The sequence below is a fragment of the Pseudomonas sp. JV414 genome (assembly GCF_032424305.1).
GTDB lineage: Bacteria > Pseudomonadota > Gammaproteobacteria > Pseudomonadales > Pseudomonadaceae > Aquipseudomonas > Aquipseudomonas lini.
The window spans coordinates 705,977-728,792 of the sequence record NZ_VYKC01000002.1; the positions used below are offsets into that span (position 1 = coordinate 705,977).

The following is a 22,816-nucleotide window of genomic DNA, read 5'->3' on the forward strand; positions in this document are numbered from 1 at the left end:
CGCGCTAGCAATCGTCGAAGAGTTAAGAGTTTTAAGGCGCTTTACATTTTTGGCTATTGGGTGCACAGCACAAGGAAAGCAGGTTCATGCCTGAAACCGTAAATGCCATAGAGATCGTGCGGCAAAGTCAGCAGGGATATTCGATCAAACCATTCATTGTCCGGGCTGATGATGGTTATTCCTACTTTGTGAAGGGACTGGCAAAGTCAGGCGGTCCTGCACTGATTTCTGAAGCGATCGGGGCAGAACTGGGCCGATGCCTTGAACTACCAATTCCCCCGTGGCGTCTCATGCGTATTCCTCCCGAGCTTATCGGATTCAGTACTGTACCCAACGTGCAGGATCTAGCTGGCGGGCTTGCATTTGCCTCGCGAGCGGTAGAAAGCGCCACGGATTACAGCCTGAGCAGCATAAATTCAACTCCGATCGATTTGAGGCGAAAAGTCCTGCTTTTTGACTGGTGGATTCGCAATGAGGATCGCTGTCTAGGAGAACGGGGCGGAAACGTAAATCTGATCCTTGATGGACAAGGACACCTCAATGTCATCGATCACAACCTAGCGTTTGACAGAACGTTCAGTTGCGAAGACTTTATGAGTAATCACGTATTTCGGGATTGCAGAGCTTATTTTCGGGATTACGTCACCCGTCAGGAATGCTCACAAATGCTTCACGAAGCTGTGTCGAACTGGGGTACGATCACCGGCCTCTTGCCGGAGGACTGGATCTATCGCGATCAAGACCAGATCGATTTGACCGAGCCTACACTGGCTGACCGCCTCGAAATTCTAGAAGTGTTCAGGGAAGAGCGGTTCTGGGGGCCACTATGAAATACATTTGTAACTACTCAATTTTGAGGTTCTTGCCTTACCCAGAAACAGGCGAATTCGTAAATATTGGCATCGTTCTGATTGCCAATAATGGCGACTTTCGCTTCAAAATCGAGCAAAAGAGGCAGAGAGTTACCAACTTCTTTCCTAGCCTCGACTCAAAGATTTTTAGAAGAGCTCGCCGTGAGATCGATGCGGAATTGGCAAGGTTGAGTGGATTTTTCACTCAGAACCGGAGCGATATCTCGGTTTTGCTTAGTACCTTCCAGCACCTAATCCATCCTCGCGAAACGATGATGCGTTTTAGTGATCCTGGAACCATGGCGACAGATAACACGGACACAGCCCTGAAGACGCTGTTTGATCACTACGTCAATCACAGCTTCGCAACAAAGGAATATCAGGAAACCGTGCTTGAAAAGCAGTTAGGACGACTTCTCACTGATTCGAATTTGCGTCAGCGGTATAGCGACAGAAAGCTAGGCACAATTGAATACCCCGTGAAGTTTCCTTTCGTGCTTTGTGAGAACCAAGCGCCAGTGCAGGCCATTAAACCAATTCATCTTGGTCACGATGAGCCATCGAAGATTCTCGAGCATGGCGATGCGTGGATTTCGAAGGTGAGAAGGCTCAGTGCAGCGGGACAGCTTGCAGACGACACATTGTTTATTGCTGGGCCCCCAGAGTCTGGAATGCCGAAATTGCTGAAGGCTTACAGAGAGATCGCTAAAGAGTTGGAGGCATTTGAGCATGTTCGCGTGATCAGTTATGCCGAAGACAACGGCGAGATTCTCAGGCAGATAAAGAAGGGTATCCCCCCTACCCTGCAGTAATGAGAGCCCGGCCTAGCGCCGGGCTTTTTCATTCCCTGCCCCACTGCTACGCTTTCAGCTCCCTCGAATGGAATCGAAGCTATGTCCAGCACCGAATACTCCCTCCCCGATGTACTTGATCGTATGCACGAAAATCAACACGCTTTAGAGGCTGCCATTATGGAGCTGACTCTACTGGTTGAGAGTCAAGGCGCGATCGAGATAGGCGGTAACGTCCGCGGCGCTCTGGATACGATCCGCGAGAACACCGGGCATATCAAACAGGGCCTGGCCAGGCTCAAGGCTCAAGGCTCAAGGACCGGACTGATCAAGGAGGCTGTCTCCCGGTATGCACAACAGAATATGAGCCCGACAAGCGCGGGCTTTTTTCTGCCTTGAATTTGTTAACGGTGTGCCAGCTTTAGATCCTGGACTACGCTTTCCTCTGTCAATGGAAGAATAAGCCATGCCAAACACCCCCCTGCTCCATCGAATCAATCAGAGCGTCATAACCCTCGGATTCGCGATTGAGAGATCGGCATTTTGGATTAATTAGCGCGGCTTTGCGGCCCGTATCTGGCCGGATCGATGACCACCTAGTCGTGCTATCCGAAAACACAATTTGCATAGCTGAGGCGGTGGCTGGGCTGATAGCCAGATGGGAGCCGGAAGACGAGGAAAAGCCTGATGCAAGCGACTGAACGGGTGCCACCGATGATGGCAATACGAGTCGTTCACCCAATTTTGGAGGGATGCCATGAATCATAAAAGCCGCTTGGCGATACTGTTCGCTACCGCCCTACTCGCCAGCTGTGCTCAGAACAAAATCGCATTTGGTGAGTTCCCAGCAAGCGAGTACGAGGCCCTCGCAAAAGACGGCACCAGCGTGATTCAGGGACAGTTATTTCTCAGAACTCGGGGTGGTGATGTGAAGTACGGTGCCGGTAGTGAAATCCTACTGATTCCCGCCACTAGCTATAGCGCAGTGCTATATCGAGCAGTGAAAGCGAAGCAACCCCTTGAAGAAGCTGATCCAAGAGTTCGAGAATACACCCGAAGAACCCAGGCTGACGGCTCGGGAAATTTCTCATATAAGCGTGTTCCTGCTGGAAAGTACTACATAGGAGGCAACGTTGTCTGGGAGGCTCCAACCAAATATGGCCTAGCTGAACAAGGCGGATTCTTGCTTCGCGAAATCTCAGTTGCCGACGGTGAAGAAGTGAAAGTGATAGTGACCGAGTAAAGTTGTTCTGAGACCCAAGCCCGCCAAGCGCGGGCTTTTTTGTGCCCGGAGAAGAAGCCCCCCTACCCCGCACCAGATAGAACATCTCTCTTGCCAAAATATGGTAGGAACAATACTGTATATACATACAGTTATTAGCAAGGAGCTTCCTATGTCAAAAATCGCGTCACCCGCATCACAAACCAGAGACTCATATGAATTGGTTGGTCGGCGCATCCAGCGCCTGATAGCTGCGCCTGGCGTTCAGAAGGTTCAAGCCATAACCGTGACCAGACTCGAAGCAGAACCCGCTGAAGCATGGCAGCAAGTCCTTCAGGAGATTGAAGAGACCAGCGGTGTAAGCATGGAGCGCCTAGAGAGCGGCGCGGTAAGGATCGGGTGGCGAGAGTATTGCGAAGCCTGAAATGAGCCCGCCTTCGAGCGGGTTTTTTATCGGTCAAAATAAAAATATGGGAATACCCATTGACTCTAAATATGGGTTTACCTATATTTGCATCCAAGCCAACGCAACATCGGCCCAGCAGCGAAAAGCCGCGCCGCTCTTTAACAACCTGCGCCATACACGATTACCCGGCTATTCACCGGGAGGTCAGCCCCGGCCACACCTGTGGGGCGAGAGAAAGTCAGGTGAACAAAATCGCGCTGCCACTACTGGCGACCGGCGATCCGATAGCCCCGAAAGGCTACCAACGCGCAGAACTGCGACGGCGGACGAGGTGTTGACCGAACTGGCGAATGACCCAGTAGGAAGCGCGAGCAACATGGAATTTTTCACTGATGCACCTGGTGACGGGTGCATTGGGAAAACAACCGACAAGCACGGAGCACCAAATGAGCGAGCAAACTCTTCAAGCGCTGCTGGCTGAGCGAGTCACTGCCTTTGCCGAAAGTGATCAGCCGAAAGCCATAATCGACGAGCATGTGCAGATCATGTTCACCAAGGTAATCGACAACTGCTTTGGTCGTTACGGCGACTTGAGCAAGCAGGTTGAGGAGGCCATCAAGTCGGCGCTACCCGCCAACCTGACCACTGTTTTCGAACTGACGCGCTACAACGACTTGATTGCCAAGGCGCTGAAAGAAAAGTGGGAAACAAGCGGTGTAGAGGCCGATATGGTCCGCCGCGCACAGGAGGCAATCGACAAAGTCCTAACTAAGGATCAGATGCCGGATGTGGTCAGTCTCCGAGACCTCATGGACGCTTTCATCGAGGATCACAAGGAAAGCGCTGCCGAGGAGCGCTGGGAACATCCGGATATACGCTTCAAAGAATCCGATTATGGCGGCCTGCACATCTACTTCGACAAGAAGCCCAAGGATGACTCTTCGCTCTACAGCAGCCGCGAGCGTGACGAGTACAGCCTGGATAACGCCATCCATATCTCATTCAGCAAGCGCGGGACGGATCGTGACGAAAAGGGCCGCGAAGTCGGCACCGTCTACGCAGCCAAGATCGATAACGAGAAGATTGGCCAGACGCTGCGATTCAGAACGAAGTTCGAGAAGCTTCTGGCTGCACTCTACTTCGGCGCTTCCATGATTCTGGTGGACTGCGAAGAAGACGAATTCAGCTACGGCATTTACGACTGAACAACCAGCGCCACGACAGCCTGTCGTTAACTGCCCGAGCCTCTCTATGAGAGCGCATCGGTAGTCGCTGTCTGGATGGACCACGGGCCTCCGCGTGCGGGTATGGCAAGGGCGACAGCGACTACCGATGCGGACGAAATCGCGGCCTATAACCGCCCACCTGCATCACCATCGTCCAGTTGGCCAGGTCGTTTATCGCGGCGTCAGCGCTGGAGCCGGACAGCGTAACCGGCAACCCCTTCCCCACCGACACCACCCGCATGCACTCCCCTCCGCGCCCAACGGCAACCAGCGGAACGGATGAGTGCAGCCGAGTTTTGTTGGACGACCACCGGTTAAAGCCCGATGGATCACCCTGAATGGCCTCACGGTCAATATGTTTAAAAAGGATGCAGGGCGGCCCTCGCCCTAATCCATCTCGCCGATCTGGAGGCGATCATGAACACCCCGCATAGTTCTTTGCCTAAACACCACCGCAAGCCGCCTCCAGTGAGCCACAGCCCGCATGAGGACGCTCGGTCCGAATGGCTTTACAACGCAGCCGAAGAACTTCTTCGCGGCTGCAGCGTGTCGTTCCAACGCCGCATGCACGCTCCGCAAGGCGTGACCGCTGATGAGTTCGCCCTGGCAGTGGATGAGTATGTGAACAACCGCCTTGCCGATAGCGAAGTGCATACCCCGGCACTGGGTTGGCTGCTGATCAGGGCGGCGATTGGGAGCACTGACAAGACCGCTGTGACCGAGCTGCTTGGCAACAGCGACCACCCGCTGGGCAAGCTTGGCGAAATCGCAGACGCACTGCTACAGCCGCTCGCCGATGACGCGCTGATAGCCAAGGCTGAGGACGATGACCTGTGAGCCCGCACATCCTGATTGATCAGGCGCTCGACGGCGTGGCCACACCCATTGGCCAGGAGGACATCAGTCTTTTGGTCCAGGCACTGATCACCCGCCTATTCACCGATGGCGCAATCACCTCTGACGAATTCAACCACTACTGCAAGCGGCTGCGAAACATTTGCCAGCAGCGCAAGGAGGCATGATGACGACATCACCAGTCAAAACGCTGATTGATGAGCAGCTCGACGAGATCGAATCGAAATTGATCTTGCTAGGCTTTGGCCTCCCCTTCAATGAACTGATCGGTAAGCCGCGGGAAATGCGCGTTGCGAATCTTCCTCAGCGTCTGGCGACAACCATGAAGGGCGGTCGGATTGCGGTGAGAGTTCGGTCATGAAGCCAATCTTCTGGCTCCTCACCGCCGGCCTGCTGATAGTGATGCTGGCCTACAACGTCATCCGAGACGCATCCGGCGTCTGCCAGCCACCGCAAGTCGCTCACAGGTTCTTCGAGTGACCAGCCGCCAGCGGGCGCGGCGCCTGCTGATCTGGCGCGGCTCGTTCCCCGCTATCACCGTCTTCGCCTTTCTGATGCTGCTCAGCGCTCTCGCTGATCGCGTAACCCAATAACTCCACACTTCAACGCTGCGTGCATCGCGGCAAGGAACCCGTATGTCCGCAGAGCGCAAACCTAGCCAAGTTGTGGAGGGTGTCGAGTCGAGCGTGGTCACCACCATCGATCAGCGCCGATCGCCAAATGTCGCAACCGAGGTTGCAGCTCAATCTAACGACGCTGCCAGCATCATGTCCGTGATTATCCAGGTCGCCGCCAATCCGAATGTCGATGTCGGCAACATGGAGCGGCTGATGCAGATGCACGAGCGCCACGTCGACCGACAGGCTTCGGCGGCATTCAGCGTCGCAATGGTCAGCGCGCAGAAGCGAATCAAGCCGGTGACGCGCAACGCGCTCAACAAACACACCGCCAGCACCTACGCCAGACTCGAAGATATCGACCGAGCGATCAGCCCGATCTTCACAGAGGAAGGTTTTTCGCTGTCCTTCGGCACCGCCGATTCTCGCCTGCCTGGCCACCTTCGCGTTACCTGTGAATGCATGCACGCCGGCGGCCATACGAAGCTTTACCAGCTAGACCTGCCGATTGATGCCGCAGGATCTGGCGGTAAGACAAACAAAACCGGTGTTCAAGCGAACGGCTCGACGATCAGCTACGGCCGGCGATACCTGACTCAGATGATTTTCAACGTCACCACGACCGATGACGACGATGACGGTAATTCGGGGACTCCACCCGCGGAGGTCTCGCCGCCGGAACCTGAAGCTCTTCCTCCCTACCCTCCCGAAAAGTTCGCTGAGAACTTCCCTAAGTGGGTCGCCATGATTCTGGGCGGGCAAAAAACTGCTGAACACATCGTCGTGATGCTCGGGCTTAAGGCATCTCTAACCGAGCACCAGAAAAAAACCATCCTCGCAATCATCGCACCATCACAAGAAGGAGACGCATCTTGAAAATTCATTCAGTAATCCAAGGTTCCGAAGCCTGGCATGCGCTCCGCGCCAACTACTTCACCGCCTCCGAGGCACCGGCCATGATGGGCGCCTCGAAACAGATGAAGCGCACCGAGCTGCTCAGCGCCAAAAAGACCGGCCTCGACCGCGACGTATCGTGGTGGGTGCAAAAATACCTATTCGACAAAGGCCATGAAGCTGAAGCCCTAGCTCGGCCAATTCTGGAAGCGCGGATCGGAGAAGACCTTTTTCCCGTCGTTGGTACCGACGGCGACCTGCTCGCCTCGCTCGACGGCTGCACCATGCTCGGCGAAACACTGTTCGAGCACAAAATGTGGAACGAGCAGCTCGCCGCCGACGTACTGGCCGGCAACCTTGACCCGCACTACTACTGGCAGCTCGAACAGCAACTGCTGGTGAGTGGCGCCGAGAAAGTGATCTTCGTTTGCTCCGATGGGACCGAAAACAATTTCGTGTCGATGGAATACACACCGGTGCCTGGCCGCGCCGCGACACTCGTTGCAGGATGGAAGCAGTTCCAGACTGACTTGCTCGACTTCACACCGGTCGAGGTTATGCCGGAAGCTGTCGGCAAGACGCCGGATAGCCTGCCAGCGCTTCGCATCGAAGTCACCGGCATGGTCACCGCCAGCAACCTGGAGCAGTTCAAGGCTCACTCGCTAGCGGTCTTTGACTCGATCAATACTGAACTGGAAACCGATCAGCACTTCGCGGACGCCGAGAAGACCGTCAAATGGTGTGGAGATGTTGAAGAGCGCCTGGAAGCCGCCAAGCAGCATGCGCTGAGCCAAACCGAAAGCATCGACGCCCTCTTCCGTACCATCAACGAGATCAGCGCCGAGGCACGCAGAAAGCGCCTCGAACTGGAAAAACTGGTAAAAGCTCGCAAGGTCAGCATCCGCGAAGACATCGTCATGGGTGCGGCTAAAGCGCTGCAAACCCACATCGACCAGATCAACACGTCGCTGGGCGGCAAGGCTCGCATGCCAACGGTAGCGGCGGACTTCGCCAGCGCCATCAAGGGCAAGAAGAGCATCAGCAGCCTGCGCGATGCCGCCGACTCGGAATTGGCCCGGGCGAAAATCGCTGCCAATCAGATCGGCGACAGCATCCGCGTCAACTTAACCAGTCTGGTCGAGCTTGCCGCCGATTACATGTTCTTGTTCAACGATGTCCAGCAACTGGTGCTCAAAGCCAATGACGACCTGGTCGCCCTGATCAAAGTACGGATCTCGGAGCATCAGAAAGCCGAGTCTGACAAAGAAGAGGCGCAGCGCGAGCGCATTCGCAAGGAGGAGTTGCAGCGGATTGCAGATGAGGCGAAACCGATCATCGAGCCACCATCCGCCCAACCAACACAGAACTCCTCCCCGATGAGAGCCGCTCCAGCGATTGCCGCAATTGCGAAGCCCACCGCGGCCTCAGCAAAGCCAGTGGCCTATCGAGCGGAAGTCGCGGATCTGGAAGCCCTAGTGCACGCCGTTGCCGGCGGCCTTGCACCACTCAACGTACTGACCGTGAATTGGGATGCGCTCGATGCCCTGGTTACTCAACAAGGTTCGCTGTTCAGCATGGCCGGCGTAACTCTGGTGAACGCCGCGGCATGAGCAAGATCAAGCGAGTGGTAAATCAACGACGCCGGCAGTCCTGATTGGGCCTGCTGATTTAAATGAAATCATGAAATGGGGCGATCGTAAAAAATGACCGCCTGATTCAGTTGCTGCACTTAACAACATGGAGTGTTTATGTCGAACGATACTTTACATCAGGTGGTAGACACACTTTCCACCACCAATATAAACCTTGCGACAGAGGTTGAAACCGTATTACTAGCCGAAGTTCCCACCGAAGATGCTGCGTTAGTTAGTTGGACTCGGTCACCTATGGCCTCTATTAACGCAGGCACAGTCGCTGCCTCTTTAGGCACTACCTGGATCAGTGTTTGGGAATTCACCCATCTGATTACCACTAAGCCTAACCCGTCCGACCCGACGACATGGGATTGGTCTCCGGCCATTGCGGGTGCGCAGGCTAAAGCGCGGTCTATGGCCAAAGAAAACTATGGAGGGTATGGCGTAAGTTTTACTGCCGGCATTTATCCGGTTACCCGAATCACTCACTACAGCGGCACGCCGCTGCAAGGTATGGGTTCTCGCAACACCTACCTCTCAGCCCTGCCTTTTGATCCTGCTAATGGCAAGCCATATGGCATGCTGGAACTGGCTCCCGGGCCGGTACAAGCTGCTCACATCAGCGGTATTACTTTTTGCGGATCGTCTTCCTCTGTATACGGGGCAGCTGTAGTTAACCAAAATCAATGGGGGTTTTATTGCCATGCACAGTACGACGCTGGTTATGTACATGGCGGATTCTGGCACTCCAAGCTAGTTGATGTATGTTTTTGGAACTTCAAAAATGGTATCTGGTCTCGTGGTGGCTATACCCACGCCAACTCTAAGCGACCACACCAGTGGATTGATTATTCTGGCGTTCAAGTTGTGGTGCAGGATGGTGGTGAGCCTTGGCTATTTACCGGGCAACATGGTCAGATTTCAGTACGTGGCGGCCACGGGGAAAGCATCAGTTCCACTGTTGTCAAGCGTGCGCAGTACTCGGTCAAAGTAACAGTTGATCCTGACCCTTCAACCACTGCGTATGAAGGCATCAATGGTGAGAGTACTTCGGATGTTTCCGGTGTAGGTGATGCCGATCGATCCGGCCACAACATCACGTTTAGTGATGGCTTCTCGTTTCAGAGATCGCAGAAGGGTCTTTGGGTAAATGGCTCTGCGCGTAATATTACATCTGATGGTTGCTGGTATGAAACCTTGGCACAAGCAGTGACCATGACAGGCAACGGCACCATTAGTCTATCTAATAACCATTTTGCCAATGCCGGTATCGGCACCACAGCAGGCGGTGTACCCGGATCAGGTTATATCGTGACTTTAGGCGCCAAAGGCCAAATTGATTGGGGTCAGGGTAACGTTGTAGAGGGGTCTTACGACCACTTGGTTTCCGATACGTCTTCTGGGGCTAACGAATGCAATGGCATCAACTGGTGGGGTTGCCTGCGCACTGATGCTACCGGACCTACCATACTGCCTACCCTGCCACAGAAATCGCCTGCTATGGACGCTAGCGGCAACATTGATCTGGGCTCACACAGCTTTGGGACAATAGCCCCTAATGCTGATCGCACTGTACGACTGTCCCATATATCCAGCAATTTACTGCCAGGGCAAATTTTAGTGCTACGGGCAAGTACCGGCCCCGTCACTATTAAGAACGCTTCTGGCAGCAACATGGTTACCGGCGCAGGACGGGACATTACTATCCCCGCCGGTGGACTAGCCACTTTCCTGCGCATACAACCTTACGTGACTGGTTCTGAATTCTTGCTTCAGTCTGTATCTGTTCACTCTGCCTCTGCAGTGCCGACTGATGGGTTTTATTACACTCAAGGGCATGTCGTTGAAAACATTGCTACAGGTGCAGGTGTGCCGGATCGATGGAAATGCACCACTTCAGGACTGGCTGGTACTACAGCAGTATTCAAAGCCACCTCTGTATTAACTTAACCATGGGCATTCAATCAAGCGCATGGAACTGATCGCCAGAGAGAGAGCGGCGTCACCCCGGGTGGACAGGCTTGAGGCGGATCAACACCTGGGTAAATCAACGACGCCGGCAGTCCTGGCTGGACCTGCCGGCCAGCGGAATTGAAGAGGTAGGCCATGGCCAAGAGTGGACAAGAGCGATCGGCGAAGGCCGCCGCGAAACGGATTCAGTACGACGAGAAGGAATTGCGGCACCGGTTACGGCTCGGTACCCGGCAGAAGCTTGACGAGCTGATGGTCTGGAACGGCATCGAGGAAATCAACGAGGCGGTGCAGAACCTGATTTTGAACGCTCATGCGCTCGGGCCGACACTGTCATACCAGGCAATCGAAAGCCCGCGCCACAAAGTGCAGATAAATGAAAACGTGGCGCGGATGTTTCGGAGTGAGAGCTTGGCGGAGCTGAAGCGCGATCCGGGTGACGAAATTAGCCCGCCTATTCCTGCTACCGATTAATCACTTGAAGAAACTAAGAGCTTCTTCGTTCTCCCCATAAGCTTCTTTGTCCATAAACCGGACATGCTTACTAGTAATTAACAACTCAACATCCAAATTATCAAATAACGCGTAGGTTTTTGCAAACCGCTTGAATTTTTCACCCTTCACACTTAGGCAGTTATAGAACAACAAAACCAACTCATAATCAGACAGAAGAGACCGCACAACCAATCCAAAATGTTTTTTATCGACATGCTGAGTATTTTCAATAAACCTGAAAACGGAGTATAAACTCCTAAAATAAAGACCTAAATCTCCTTGATGCGACTTCAAGACTTTTTGGTATGCCTCCAGCGCCCTCTCCAACGTAGACAAACTGCTGTATTTTTCGTCCAGCTCTGAGTATCTGGTAATAAGTTTTCTCCCCCAATCCCTGAAGCAGTCCCTACCCTGAATCGTATGTTGCGCATTTGGAACTGGCTTATGTAAATCAAACCCTTGAATAACTTGCTGCTGGAGACTGAGCATATTATAAAATTGAGATTCAGCTTGCTGTTTAGCATTCTGCTCTTGGCTTCCTGCCAAATCCCTTCTCTGCAGCAAAAGCGTTATTAAAACACCAGAAAAAGCCAAACCCGAAAAAAGTGCATTGAGCGTACCAAAAGCGTCACCAAAAGTTCCTGACCTTACGCCAACCAATGCACCGTCTTTGTCGGTCGCGATCAGATAGCCTTCATACAAAAAATTGTAGTAAGCGACATAAAGCCCAACTACTACCAGCAACACACCAATTATTGCCAGACCCGATTTCCAATTCTTCACTATCAAATCACCATGATTTGGCTACAACACCTTAGTGTCTTAATAACTCAATTCAAACCAAATTGCCACTACCCCCACTGTCGCATCCGGTCACGGAGGGCTGTGCCTATACCGGACAATCACTTCAGTTTTTTTTCATTGAGCATCTGATGAAGCGGCCCAAACTTCTCCTCAAAATAGTTTTCAATTTCCAATACATTTTCACCAGCCAAAATTTTTACCGCTTCGAAAGAGTTAATCGCCGAGACAGCGTATTTCTCCCTTAATTTATCAGGCATATCTATTTTTGACCAGGAAACAAAAGCACCAATACATACCAAGCAATGATCGCCTAAAAAAAACGCATCTTGAAATGCTGGCCAAACACTTTCCCCCCAAGAGCTCCTACACTCAAGTGCTAATGAATGAACTTCGGTACTGATATTTTTCAAATTAGACAACTCCTCATTCACAACCTCCAATAGCTCATGAGGTGTCTCGCGATAGCTAACCTGAAAATTAATTCTTTCCATCAGACCACTAGTTATTCTAAAGGCATCCGGCAGTACCGTCCTGTATTTTCTAAAGGATAGCGACGCTCTTTTGGCTAGTTCATGATCTGAAGTCTCGACGACCTGTTTCTTCCAAGCGCTGTACCCAGCAACTGCAAAAATCAACGCTGCTGCTGTTGCAAGCGATCCAATAATTTCCGCAAGGTCATGGACGTTTTTTACGTCGAAAAATTCCGTACCTTTTGGTATTGCTCCCCACACAACACCAGCACCGAAAAGCGAAACGCATCCGAGCCATACGACCCAATCCCTTTTCAAATTGCCTCTCCCAAAACACTAGTTCCAATGATTATGCCGAAGCAATAGGCTCTCGGCGAGGGCCCCCTATGTCCGCACACCAGAAACACCCCCAGTTCATCCATGGCCAGCCAAGCATGGGTCTGCCGTTCGAAAAGGAACTGGTTGTTGACCTGTTCGCCGGTGGCGGCGGCGCGAGTACCGGCATTGCCCAGGCGTACCGGGAACCGGACGTTGCCGTGAACCATAACCCGATCGCCCTGGCCGTACACCGCGCCAACCACCCGCAGACGGCGCACTACGTTGCCGACGTGTATGAGGTTGATCCGCGGGAAGCAACCGGCGGACAGCCAGTGGCAATCATTTGGGCATCACCGGATTGCCGTCATCACAGCAAGGCCAAAGGTGGTGCACCGCGTGACCGTGGCGTTCGCGGGCTGGCGTGGGTGGTGATCCGCTGGTGTTTCGTTACCAAGACGAGGCTGCTCTTCTTGGAGAACGTCGAAGAGTTCTGCGATTGGGGACCGATCGACGACGAGGGTCAACCGATCAAGGCGGAGCGCGGGCGCACCTTCAAGGCATTCATTGCGGCGATCAGCACAGGGCTTCCCGACGATCACCCGGATATGCCGGAGATCATGCAGGCCATTGGCGAGTTCGTACCGATGGAAGCACTGGTGCGCGGACTCGGTTATAACGTCGAATGGCGCGAGCGGATCGCGGCCAACGCCGGCACACCGACCATCCGCAAACGTCTGTATCTGGTAGCGCGAAGCGATGGTAAGCCGATCGTCTGGCCGGCTCCGAAGCGCCACAAGACGCCTACCGCCAAACAGCAACCTTGGCGCACTGCCGCCGAGTGCATCGACTGGAGCAACCTCGGCCGCACCATATTCCGCGACAAGCCAATGGCGGTGAACACCATGCGCCGCGTCGCCAAGGGCTGCTGGCGTCATGTGCTGACCAGTGCGAAGCCGTTCATTGTGCCGATGCGCGGCACATCGGAATCGCACACCAGCACCCACGGCACGGATGAAGCACTGTCGACCATCAGCGCCGGCGGCACGCATCACGCTTTGGTGCAGCCGGTGGCCGCGCCATTTCTCACCGAGTGTGCCAATGGATCAGCACAGCGCAACTTTAGCGCGCTGGAGCCTCTGCGCACGCAAGTTGCCCAGGTTAAGGGCGGGCACTTCGCGCTGGCCGCGGCGAACATGGTCACTCTGCGAAAAGGTTCGGTTGGGGCTGATGTTGACAATCCCCTTGGCGTGGTCGCTACCAGCACCGGGCACCATGCGGTAACGGCTGCGTTCTTCGAACAGGCGAACGGTGGTTTCTACAAGGGCGACGGTCGATCGGCCTATGATCCGATCTCGACCATCTGCCAGACCGGCGCCAATCAGCGGTTGGTCAATGCCTACCTGGTGAAGTACTACGGCAACGAGAAGGACGGGATATCGCTGCGCGAGCCGATGCATACACTGCCGACGAAGGGCCGGGTTGCGCTGGTCGAGGTTGTGCAGGTGCCAAATACGCTGACGCTGGAGCAATTGGAAGGCGCCCGCCGCTGTGCCGCATTCATGCACGAATACCTGCCGGAGCATTTCAAAGACCCGGCCGAAATGGTGATGGTTGGCGGCTATGTCCTGGTGGATATCACCCTGCGCATGCTGCAACCGCCTGAGCTGAAGGCAGCGCAGGGCTTCGACAAGGACTACATCATCGACCGCGGGCTATTTGTCGACCCGATCACAGGAGCAGAAGAATGGCGCGACATAAACAAGACCGACCAAGTGCGGTTGATTGGCAATAGCGTCTGTCCGGACGAGGCTGAAGCCTTGGTCGGCGCCAACGCCGCAGACATCATCGAGCTTTACCAGCGCCTTGCGGCCTGACCCACCCTCGCCTATTGCGCTGAACATCAACTGTTAGGCCAGATCGAAGTACCATCCATCATTCAAGCGAGTGCTGAGCACTTCGACAACGTGCTGCACCTCTGACTTCGTTGGAGGAATTGTCGATGTAAAAACAAGGACTGCTTGGCCTGAATCTTCGTCATCAGCAATGACGTCCTTGTTTTTCCCCCAGAGTGGCACCTGCCTGCCCTCGCCCAGGCGTATTTCGATCCTGTCATAAAACTCCAGGCTCACCTGGTGGGCGAATCCAATATCCATTTCTTGGATATCCATTGCTTTCTCCTTGATCCGGCCCCATGCCGGGACGAACACAAATACCCCACTTCAACGAATCACGCCAGCCGGCGAGGATCCACGCCAGCTAAAGTAATCGAATAATTCGAAGGCGCAACGGCTTATGAGTCCGGGCGATTCGCCAACATGGCGCGACCTAAAACTGTGATCAGCGCAAAAATATCGCAGCAGTTGGACAAGGTCTGCAAGCTTGGAGTTTAAAACGTCCTTCGAGATAATTAGCGGCACTCTGGCTAGTCGGTGCGGCGCAGATAAAAATTTTCACGACTCTGCGCCAAAAGTCTAAAAGTGATCTGTCAAAATGAAGTAATCGCCATCGTCAAAATCCCTGCCGCATTAGATATCATAGACAACCGCTGCATATCGATTGGGCCATTAAAAACAATCGACAGATCGGCTCCACCACTTAAAGCGTGATCTATTTCACAACTATAAAAACCAGACTCTTTTGTAACCTTATCAACAAAAGAAGTAATGTTCTCTTTGCTACCTTCTAACCTTATCCTGGCTACATGCTTAGAAGTCTCTGATTTCCATCTAGATCGAGGTGATCTAATTTCATTCAGGAGCGTTTCGATATTATCCAGTCGCTCTATGAGGATGGTCTTAGCGTCTCCCTGATCCAAATTATCCAGCAAAACACGATTTTTTTGGACTCGAGAAATAGGATTGTCCGTCTCTCCGCGCACTAGAACGTCCTCAATGGCGGACCGAAGCGCAGGCGTGAGCTCATAAACTCCGCGCATGTCGTTTGTATAAAAAACTGTTCTTTCGTCTGAAATATCGAAAGGCAGTCTCGTACCTGATTCAGCTAACGCTACAACGGGCAGACCGGTGCAGTGTCTTACAGCCAATTCATACATTACATTAGGATTAAGTTCTGAAAGATTTGCAATAACCAACTCATCCTCAAGGATATGCTCGATAACTTGCCTTGATATAGAGCCAGTTATGGAGATTTCATGAGCGACAAAAACGTCAAAACCTAACTCCGCGAGGAGAGGCTTCAACACCGAACTTATTAATCCATCTGCTGCGCGGCGTGTGGGGGAGTCACCGCCGCCGATTGGGGTAACCACAAAGCATCGCTTTCTTACCAAAAGGCCGGCCCCACTGCCAACGATGTCATTAGGTACAGAGTCTACTTCCTGATTTTTCTTCATTTCAATCCATCACACCCGTGGCCAGTCAGGCATTTATACACATTTTACTGCCGCCTCCAACTATCGATGTTTTAGATCCTACCCGACTCACTTCCACCGTCCGGGCATGACCCGGCATAGGATGCCCTATGCCTACAGAAAACAAAATCGTCGAGCCGCTGAAGGTTGAGCGCTCGACAGTGACGAAGCTGGTTATTACCGGCGCGCCGCGGCTTGATCCGATCACAGTGTTCCTCGAGGACTTCGGCCGCCGCGACTGCCCGATAGAATCGAACCCGAACTACCAGACCGCCCAGGGCAAGATCACCATCAACTGCTGGGACAATAGCTGGAACGCCTACTGGGGCGGCATGGGGCCGCGTACCGTCGCGCAGTTCGTAGCCGACTGCGGCTGGGATTACGTTCTGAACTGCTTGGATCGCGGTATCAGTAGCACGCGATTCAGCGGTGACGCGCTGCATACCCTGGCCAAGAAGTGCATCGTCCAGCGCCGTCGGCAACAGACCGGGCGCTACGACTGGGAGCTCGGCGAACTGAGCAAGGTGAAGCCCGGGAGCTTTGGCATGACATCGACGTTCTGCCCAGCATCGAAAGCTCAAACGAATGCTGGCATCACAGCAAACTGCTGACTGAGCTGTTCGGCGAGGAATGGCATTACCCGCTCGGCGATAAGGCCGTCGAAGAAAACCACGAATTCACATCTCTACGCCGCATTGTCGAAACGGTACAGTCAGCTGTTCACCACAACGTCGTGAACATATGAAGACTAATTCGTGATCTTGGTGCTAGCCATACAACGGGAAACCCGGCTCACTACGTCCTAGCTATACCGAACAAAAGCCTCCTGAAATACGCTTCAATACCGTCGTTATCACCATCAAAAAGTTTGGATAATTCTGGACTATCAATAATTTTTAATGCTATTTCTCGCAACATCACCATCATATCGAAACTCATGTCAGGTATCTGCTCAGCCACACTATCTTTAATATGAGATCCGTGCGTAATTTGAGATCGCACCGCATAACACTTTTTCATCATTTGATAGCTCTTTTCCATCGCTTCTCCGTCACCACCCAAGAACATCGCTACTCGCTCGGACAGCCTATGAGTCAGTTCGGAAGTGTCAGTAGAAAACAAACTCTCAAGAGCGCTACACATCTGAGCTATTTTCATAGCAGGATGCGAGGTCCTACGTGCCAACTGAACAAAATTTATGAATCTAGCAAACCGAGTATAACTCTTTGATATAACAGGAGTTGCAATCGTTACACCACGCTCATGTATATAAGTCCTAAGCTTTAAACTCCTTTCAATCCACTGCTCCAGATCATTCAAGCTAATAGTTGTTACAGCTAGTCGACTTCCATAAGAATCGCTAGCATGTGATGCCAAGTTATTATTCGACCATTCTACCGATTTGTTTTTTTCACTTTTTTTTGCGAAAGCAATTTCACTGTGAATGCAACTATCATAGACAAGCCATGAATCTTGCAGAATCCACTCAATCCACACCAACCAACAAAACAGAATCTCTGAAGAAGTCGCATCATCACCCCAAGCCGCATGATCAAACTCACCAACCACTATATTACTTGCTCTTTGAAAATGAGCATATTCTATTTCCCCCGCATAACGCCTAAAATCTGACCCAATATAATCTGATACATTTTTAGCCCCGACAATTAGATTAACGCCGGGCATAAACTCATAACTACCAGAAGGAACATTGAAATCCAAATACCTAACAGTAGTTAATAGCTTTACCTTCCACATACAAACCCCACCTAAATTAAATTCCCACTACTTTCTCATACAAAAAAGAAATAGACGAGCTTCCACCTTTTAGCTCTTCATTCTGCCCTCAATGGCAGCCTGAAATTCTTACCCTTCAAAGTCAGCCGCTATAGCGGCAAAGGAACAGTCATGCCTGAAGAAACTGTTTTGATTGATGCCCTACCGGTTGAACGCGACGCGCTGGGCTGGTGGTCTCACCCCAATTACCTGTCTGAGTTCGACGACGAAATCACTGAAGCACAGTTCCAGGAATGGTGCCTGCGCCACCAGGTGGAAACGAAGATCACCTACATGGAGGGCGACGTGCCCAGCGATGTGTTCGACGCCTACATGGATGACGGCCAGGTTGATTGCTCGGCGTGGGAGATTCAGCACCCCGCCGAACCTGGTTGGTTCATCCTGTCGATTCACGACGCCGAGGATGGCCCTGTTTGCATCTGGGGCCGACGGGTGACGCCATGATCGCCCTCGCCTGGTTCGCCTACGTGTATTGCTACAAGGGGCCGCGGTGATGAAGGCGCGGATTGAGAAAAAGCTCAGCAAACGACTGGTAGCGATTTATCCGGCGCAATACCGCAAGGCATGGCTGGATAAAGATGAGCCATCAGTGCTCGCTTTCGAGCAGGGCACCAGGGATAGTCACTGCTTGAGTGTCGGCGGCGGCACCGATTATTGGGGTGAAGGCCAGGACGCTTATACCGTATGGGAAGATTGGCGCATGAATTGGCCATGGCACGGTTCGTTCAAGGAATTTCCTGAAGGTCATGATTTGGAATGCTACCCGGACACCGGCAGTTTTAGGCCGACTACAAAAAACCTTCTGAAGCTGGCCGCTGAGTGCGAGCTGATTGAAGCTGTAGCCGGGCGTCGACAATGAGCCGAATGGTCAGTATCGGTACCGAGGAGCTGGCCGGCCCGGCGCTGGATTGGGCAATCACCGCAATTGAAGGTGATCAGCCGCCTACCGCTGGGCAATTACAGCTCTTCACCCAAATCGACGCCGAGCAACTGATCGAGAAGTACGGCGTCTGGTGCGAGCGCGGCTACCACTACCCATGGCTGGCCAGTACCGACCGCGAGCCCTGGCACCGCATGGACGGCGAAACCCGAACCATAGCCGTGTTCCGCGCCGTGGTCTGGGCCAAACACGGCAACACCGTCCGCGTCCCAGCCGACTTCATCCAGCTGTAAACCCTAAATTGACCACTCACAGCCTGCCGGTGTACGGCGGGTGAGGAATCCGCATGCCTGCCAATTGCGAATACAGCATGACCCGAAGCGATGCCATCGACCTGACGGGCATTGCTCAGCTCGATCTCGCGATGCGGAGGGAGGCGCTGACAAGCTATCTCCAGACAAACGGCTCGCAACGCTTGGTGGAGTTGCTGGCTCAGTTCATCGGCATGGCCAACGCGGTCGCCGAGAACTGCGCAGAAATGAGCGACCAGGTGCTGATCGAAGAATGTGGCGTCCACCCCGACAAATTCATCAGCGTAAACCTGCCAACCATCATCGGCGCATGCCAGGGCGTATTAATCGCCAGCAAATGTGATCCGAAAGGCGCGTGCCATGGGTGCGCCTACAGGCTGGGATCAATTGCCAATCAGTCGCCCAGAACTACTTGCGATGTTGAGTTCATGGCCCACGACCGCAAAGGCTTTATGTGCCACGCACACCTGGATGAACGGGGCGAACCCACCAAGGTGTGCGTAGGACATGCCAAAGCGTCAGCCACCCAATAATCACCTTCTGCCGCAACGCGCGGCATGGAGCATCAACATGGAAACTGAAATTCTCTCAGACGAAGAACTGGCAGATCTCACCGGCTACAAGGCCAGGGCCTACCAGCGGCGCTGGCTGACAGACCGTCATTGGGTGTTCATCGAAAGCCGCGGCAAGCGCCCATTGGTTGGCCGGATGTACGCCCGCATGAAGCTGGGGATGGTCTCCCCAACCATCGCTGACCCAAACCCTCCACCGGCGACGCCGGCATGGACGCCCGATTTCTCACGAGTGAATTGATATGCGACCCCGCAAGGCCGAAACACGCAATTTGCCGCCCCGTATGTATCAATGGACGCGGCCAAGGAAAAGCGGAAAGGACTGGATCGCCTATTACTACCTGGACCTGACCGGCAAGGCGATCCCACTGGGCAAAGACCTGGACAAGGCCAGGATCAAATGGGCAGAACTTGAAGCCAAGGAAAAACCGCTCGACCTGCGCACGATGAAGGGCATCTTCGACCGGTACATCCGCGACATCGTCTCCAAAAAAGCGCCGCGCACCCAGAAGGACAACCTGTCAGAGATCAAGCAGCTCCGACCGATGTTCGACAGCGCCCCCATCGACTCGATCACCCCGGCCACCATTGCCGGGTACCGGGATGCACGGACGGCAAAGGTTCGAGCAAACCGCGAGATCGCCACCCTCTCCCACGTCTTCAATATCGCTCGGGAATGGGGGCTAACGACCAAGGAGAATCCTTGCCAGGGCGTGCGCAAAAACAAGGAAACGCCGCGGGACTATTACGCGAATGATGTGGTTTGGGATGCTGTCTACAAGAAGGCAGCTCAAGAGCTGAAAGACGCGATGGACCTGGCTTATCTGACCGGGCAACGGCCGGCAGATGTTCTGGTCATGAGGAAGGATGATGTCGAGGGGAAATATTTGGGTGTGCAGCAGAACAAGACACACAAGAAGCTACGTATCCAGATGACTGACGGCGACGAGGCGAACAGCTTGGGGCTGCTGATCGCGAAAATGGCCGAGCGCAATGCTCAGCACATTTGCAGCTATCTGATCGTAAGCGCACGTGGTAAGCGCTTGACCGCGAAGATGCTTCGCGATCGGTGGGACAAGGCTCGGGAAAAGGCCAAGAAAGATGCTGAAGAGAAAGGCGACGTTCACCTGGCCGAAAAAATTGGCAGCTTCCAATTCCGTGACATCAGGCCAAAGGCAGCATCTGAAATTCTCGACGTCGGTGATGCCAGCCTGCTCTTGGGCCACACCAAGGGCGACATCACTGAGCGCGTTTACCGTCGCATTGGCGCCATCGCGAAGCCGTCAAAATAGGCCAAAAACCCGTTACAAAACTCAAACTTCGCCCCTTGTAGAATGCGGTCTACAGAGGGGCCGAAAAACAAAAGTATTGAAACGAAAAAGCGCTACAGGCCACGGATTTAGCGGCTTTGAATAGCGGTCTTGAAAACCGTCGACTGTAACAGGTCCATGAGTTCGAATCCCATCGCCTCCGCCATCTTATGTACGACAAAGCCCTGATTATTCAGGGCTTTGTCGTTTCTGGGTACGCAGCTTCTGTCACAGCGCTTCTGGATCGTTTCCGCAGCCCCCGCTGTGAGGACAGAGTGCTGTGTGTTGTTGCCATCAGGCCTGAACGAGCCAAAACGGGGTCATGAAATTCAAGTCGTTGTCGGACATATCAAGTTCCCGTGTGGCAAATACCTGCGTCATGGCCGCGGGCGCCTTGGGTCTGATGTTGTTGGCGCGGCAGCGCAATGCCTTCGAGGCGCCGGCTTCGATCTAGAGCATTTTCTCCAGGCCGATCTTGTCGCTGAGCCAGGCCTTGAAGCTGCGCCATTTACCGCCGGGCTCCTTATGCAAGGTATGCAGGCGGCCGTCGTCTTCGGTGACCCAGACGACTTCTCCGTTTTCCAGGCGGGCCTGGTAACTCACGGCTGGCACCATGCCCTCAAGCGCCAGCTTGCGCATGTAGCCGGCCAATTCAGGGCTGTCGACCAGCACCCCGACTTCAGTGTTCCACAGCACTGAACGCGGGTCGAAATTGAAAGAGCCGATGAACACCTTCTGCTTGTCCAAAATCATGGCCTTGGTGTGCAAGCTGGAGTCCGAGCCACCACTGAAGCCAAAGGAAGAACCGCCACTGGGGTCGTCCGGCTGGCGCCGCACCTCATAAAGCTTCACGCCATGTTCGAGCAGGGTCTTGCGGTAGGGCGCATAGCCGCCATGCACCGCCGGCACATCGGTGGCTTCCAGTGAGTTGGTCAACAGGCGCACATCAACACCGGCATCGGCACGCCCGAGGAGGTAGAGCATGCCCGGCTTTTGGGGCACGAAATAGGCCGAGATCATGATTAGCTCCTTACTGACGCTATCGAGCTCAGGCCGCAGTTGTGTGGCCATCAATAGCGCGCGGGCCGGTTCGTCGTCGGCCAGTACCTTGCTCGGGGCGTCCCACATCGCCTTGCTATGGGCCCAGATCAGCTGCTTTCGCCAATTCTCGAGTTGCGGTTGTGTCCGGTAGGTCATGAGGTGGTCGTACAAGGCTGTGTTCTCGATACGTGTGGTCTGGAGCGATTGTTCCAGGCGTTGGCGGCTCTTGAGCAAGTCTTCGGCTGTTGGCTTGTTGAGCAGGAAGTCACTGATCGGCTGGCTCAGGGCGCTGTTCCAGTACTGATCGAAGCTGTGGCCCAACTGCTCGGCGACCGGGCCGATGCACAGCAGGTCCATGTCGGTGAAGTTGAGATCGGGCTTGGCGTCGAAATATTCATCCCCCAGGTTGCGTCCGCCGACGATGGCTGCGCTGTTGTCGGCCAGCCACAGTTTGTTGTGCATGCGCCGGTGCTGTTGGGAAAGATTAAGCAGACGGCCCATGGTTCGGGTAACCATGGTGCTGCGCCCCAGATGCAAAGGGTTGAAGACACGGATATAGATGTTCTGGTGCACGGCCAGGGTAGCGATTACTTCTTCCTGGCCGTCGCTGGCAGTGTCATCGAGCAACATGCGTATCCGTACACCGCGATCGGCTGCCAGCAGTATTTCACGCACCAGTGCCCGGGTGCTGAGACCGTTATGCACGATGTAGTACTGCAGATCGACGCTTTTCTGCGCATTGCGGATCAACTCGGCGCGCGCCCGGAACGCTTCACTGCTGTTAGGCAGCAGGCGAAAACCCGAGCGCCCCTCATGCTGGGCGGCCTGGGCCTGGATCGAGCGCCCGAAAGCCGAATCGCTGGCGGGTATTGCCTCGCTGAAGTCGTGGGGCAAGCGCGTGGTGGCGCAGCCAGCGAGCAGCAGTGCGAGCAACATGGCGGGGAAGAACCGGGACATGGGCATGGGGCTCGTCCTCAACCT

The 22,816-nt window shown here is 53.9% G+C and carries 26 protein-coding genes and 1 pseudogene; 21 read left to right on the forward strand and 6 right to left on the reverse strand.

From position 1 onward, the window contains the following. Positions 1 to 86 precede the first annotated feature (86 nt). The 13 genes and pseudogenes from F6R97_RS04195 to F6R97_RS04255 all read left to right on the forward strand — a co-directional run bounded on the left by F6R97_RS04195 (position 87) and on the right by F6R97_RS04255 (position 10,941). Positions 87 to 830, forward strand: a complete 744-nt coding sequence (locus tag F6R97_RS04195; RefSeq protein WP_050681160.1) for a HipA family kinase — start codon at positions 87 to 89, stop codon at positions 828 to 830. Further along, entirely contained in the window at positions 827 to 1,663 is an 837-nt protein-coding gene (locus F6R97_RS04200) for a DUF3037 domain-containing protein (RefSeq protein ID WP_315866083.1), read from the forward strand. The genes F6R97_RS04195 and F6R97_RS04200 overlap by 4 nt, the downstream gene beginning before the upstream one ends. An 81-nt stretch (positions 1,664 to 1,744) precedes the next feature. Continuing rightward, positions 1,745 to 1,957, forward strand: a pseudogene (locus F6R97_RS04205) (hypothetical protein); the annotation flags it as partial. A 442-nt stretch (positions 1,958 to 2,399) separates the two neighbouring features. Beyond that, positions 2,400 to 2,885 carry a hypothetical protein gene (locus F6R97_RS04210; protein ID WP_315866084.1) on the forward strand — a complete coding sequence of 162 codons (486 nt, stop codon included), beginning with the start codon at positions 2,400 to 2,402 and terminating at the stop codon, positions 2,883 to 2,885. 151 nt (positions 2,886 to 3,036) lie between these two features. Beyond that, positions 3,037 to 3,288 carry a DUF1654 domain-containing protein gene (locus F6R97_RS04215; protein ID WP_050681156.1) on the forward strand — a complete coding sequence of 84 codons (252 nt, stop codon included), beginning with the start codon at positions 3,037 to 3,039 and terminating at the stop codon, positions 3,286 to 3,288. 374 nt (positions 3,289 to 3,662) lie between these two features. Continuing rightward, complete coding sequence (locus tag F6R97_RS04220) at positions 3,663 to 4,475, forward strand: hypothetical protein (RefSeq protein ID WP_315866085.1); 813 nt, start codon at positions 3,663 to 3,665, stop codon at positions 4,473 to 4,475. A 438-nt stretch (positions 4,476 to 4,913) separates the two neighbouring features. Then, positions 4,914 to 5,333 (forward strand): hypothetical protein, encoded by a 420-nt coding sequence (locus tag F6R97_RS04225; protein ID WP_315866086.1) that lies wholly within the window; start codon positions 4,914 to 4,916, stop codon positions 5,331 to 5,333. Then, positions 5,330 to 5,518, forward strand: a complete 189-nt coding sequence (locus tag F6R97_RS04230; protein WP_315866087.1) for a hypothetical protein — start codon at positions 5,330 to 5,332, stop codon at positions 5,516 to 5,518. The genes F6R97_RS04225 and F6R97_RS04230 overlap by 4 nt, the downstream gene beginning before the upstream one ends. Beyond that, positions 5,518 to 5,712, forward strand: a complete 195-nt coding sequence (locus F6R97_RS04235) for a hypothetical protein (protein WP_315866088.1) — start codon at positions 5,518 to 5,520, stop codon at positions 5,710 to 5,712. Before F6R97_RS04230 ends, F6R97_RS04235 begins: the two co-directional genes overlap by 1 nt. 274 nt (positions 5,713 to 5,986) lie before the next feature. Continuing rightward, entirely contained in the window at positions 5,987 to 6,844 is an 858-nt protein-coding gene (locus F6R97_RS04240; RefSeq protein ID WP_315866089.1) for an ERF family protein, read from the forward strand. Beyond that, positions 6,841 to 8,472, forward strand: a complete 1,632-nt coding sequence (locus F6R97_RS04245; RefSeq protein WP_315866090.1) for a YqaJ viral recombinase family protein — start codon at positions 6,841 to 6,843, stop codon at positions 8,470 to 8,472. Before F6R97_RS04240 ends, F6R97_RS04245 begins: the two co-directional genes overlap by 4 nt. 138 nt (positions 8,473 to 8,610) lie before the next feature. Continuing rightward, positions 8,611 to 10,446 (forward strand): hypothetical protein, encoded by a 1,836-nt coding sequence (locus F6R97_RS04250; RefSeq protein ID WP_315866091.1) that lies wholly within the window; start codon positions 8,611 to 8,613, stop codon positions 10,444 to 10,446. 156 nt (positions 10,447 to 10,602) lie between these two features. Further along, the gene (locus F6R97_RS04255) at positions 10,603 to 10,941 is read left to right on the forward strand and encodes a hypothetical protein (protein ID WP_315866092.1); all 339 of its coding nucleotides are present in this window, start codon (positions 10,603 to 10,605) and stop codon (positions 10,939 to 10,941) included. Here the strand turns inward: F6R97_RS04255 and F6R97_RS04260 are convergent, their stop codons facing one another. After that, positions 10,942 to 11,745 carry a putative phage abortive infection protein gene (locus F6R97_RS04260; protein WP_315866093.1) on the reverse strand — a complete coding sequence of 268 codons (804 nt, stop codon included), beginning with the start codon at positions 11,743 to 11,745 and terminating at the stop codon, positions 10,942 to 10,944. Positions 11,746 to 11,864: 119 nt separating this feature from the next. Continuing rightward, entirely contained in the window at positions 11,865 to 12,554 is a 690-nt protein-coding gene (locus F6R97_RS04265) for a hypothetical protein (RefSeq protein ID WP_315866094.1), read from the reverse strand. 68 nt (positions 12,555 to 12,622) lie between these two features. Here F6R97_RS04265 and F6R97_RS04270 point away from each other — a divergent pair, with 68 nt between their 5' ends. Continuing rightward, positions 12,623 to 14,428 carry a DNA cytosine methyltransferase gene (locus F6R97_RS04270; protein ID WP_315866095.1) on the forward strand — a complete coding sequence of 602 codons (1,806 nt, stop codon included), beginning with the start codon at positions 12,623 to 12,625 and terminating at the stop codon, positions 14,426 to 14,428. A gap of 33 nt (positions 14,429 to 14,461) precedes the next feature. Here F6R97_RS04270 and F6R97_RS04275 read toward each other — a convergent pair whose 3' ends face one another. Further along, positions 14,462 to 14,722, reverse strand: coding sequence for a hypothetical protein (locus F6R97_RS04275; RefSeq protein ID WP_315866096.1), 261 nt, complete (start codon positions 14,720 to 14,722; stop codon positions 14,462 to 14,464). A gap of 317 nt (positions 14,723 to 15,039) precedes the next feature. After that, the gene (locus tag F6R97_RS04280; RefSeq protein WP_315866097.1) at positions 15,040 to 15,906 is read right to left on the reverse strand and encodes a hypothetical protein; all 867 of its coding nucleotides are present in this window, start codon (positions 15,904 to 15,906) and stop codon (positions 15,040 to 15,042) included. Between the two features lie 128 nt (positions 15,907 to 16,034). Between F6R97_RS04280 and F6R97_RS04285 the strand changes: the two genes are divergently transcribed. Further along, the gene (locus F6R97_RS04285) at positions 16,035 to 16,535 is read left to right on the forward strand and encodes a hypothetical protein (protein ID WP_315866098.1); all 501 of its coding nucleotides are present in this window, start codon (positions 16,035 to 16,037) and stop codon (positions 16,533 to 16,535) included. A 184-nt stretch (positions 16,536 to 16,719) separates the two neighbouring features. Here F6R97_RS04285 and F6R97_RS04290 read toward each other — a convergent pair whose 3' ends face one another. After that, positions 16,720 to 17,682, reverse strand: a complete 963-nt coding sequence (locus F6R97_RS04290; RefSeq protein ID WP_315866099.1) for a HEPN domain-containing protein — start codon at positions 17,680 to 17,682, stop codon at positions 16,720 to 16,722. A gap of 150 nt (positions 17,683 to 17,832) precedes the next feature. Here F6R97_RS04290 and F6R97_RS04295 point away from each other — a divergent pair, with 150 nt between their 5' ends. The 6 genes from F6R97_RS04295 to F6R97_RS04320 are packed head-to-tail and all read left to right on the forward strand — an operon-like array spanning position 17,833 to position 20,776. After that, positions 17,833 to 18,165: a hypothetical protein gene (locus F6R97_RS04295; protein ID WP_315866100.1), complete on the forward strand. Its 333-nt coding sequence runs from the start codon at positions 17,833 to 17,835 to the stop codon at positions 18,163 to 18,165. Positions 18,166 to 18,214: 49 nt separating this feature from the next. Then, positions 18,215 to 18,580, forward strand: coding sequence for a hypothetical protein (locus F6R97_RS04300; protein WP_315866101.1), 366 nt, complete (start codon positions 18,215 to 18,217; stop codon positions 18,578 to 18,580). Beyond that, on the forward strand, positions 18,577 to 18,894 hold the full coding sequence (locus tag F6R97_RS04305; protein ID WP_315866102.1) for a hypothetical protein: 318 nt from the start codon (positions 18,577 to 18,579) through the stop codon (positions 18,892 to 18,894). The genes F6R97_RS04300 and F6R97_RS04305 overlap by 4 nt, the downstream gene beginning before the upstream one ends. 53 nt (positions 18,895 to 18,947) lie before the next feature. Continuing rightward, positions 18,948 to 19,445: a hypothetical protein gene (locus F6R97_RS04310; protein WP_315866103.1), complete on the forward strand. Its 498-nt coding sequence runs from the start codon at positions 18,948 to 18,950 to the stop codon at positions 19,443 to 19,445. Positions 19,446 to 19,482: 37 nt separating this feature from the next. After that, entirely contained in the window at positions 19,483 to 19,725 is a 243-nt protein-coding gene (locus F6R97_RS04315) for a DUF4224 domain-containing protein (RefSeq protein ID WP_315866104.1), read from the forward strand. 1 nt (position 19,726) lies between these two features. Further along, the gene (locus tag F6R97_RS04320; RefSeq protein WP_315866105.1) at positions 19,727 to 20,776 is read left to right on the forward strand and encodes a tyrosine-type recombinase/integrase; all 1,050 of its coding nucleotides are present in this window, start codon (positions 19,727 to 19,729) and stop codon (positions 20,774 to 20,776) included. Between the two features lie 468 nt (positions 20,777 to 21,244). On the opposite strand, the gene F6R97_RS04325 is transcribed toward F6R97_RS04320, so the two are convergent. Continuing rightward, the gene (locus F6R97_RS04325; protein WP_048393559.1) at positions 21,245 to 22,792 is read right to left on the reverse strand and encodes a phospholipase D family protein; all 1,548 of its coding nucleotides are present in this window, start codon (positions 22,790 to 22,792) and stop codon (positions 21,245 to 21,247) included. Between the last annotated feature and the right edge of the window lie 24 nt (positions 22,793 to 22,816).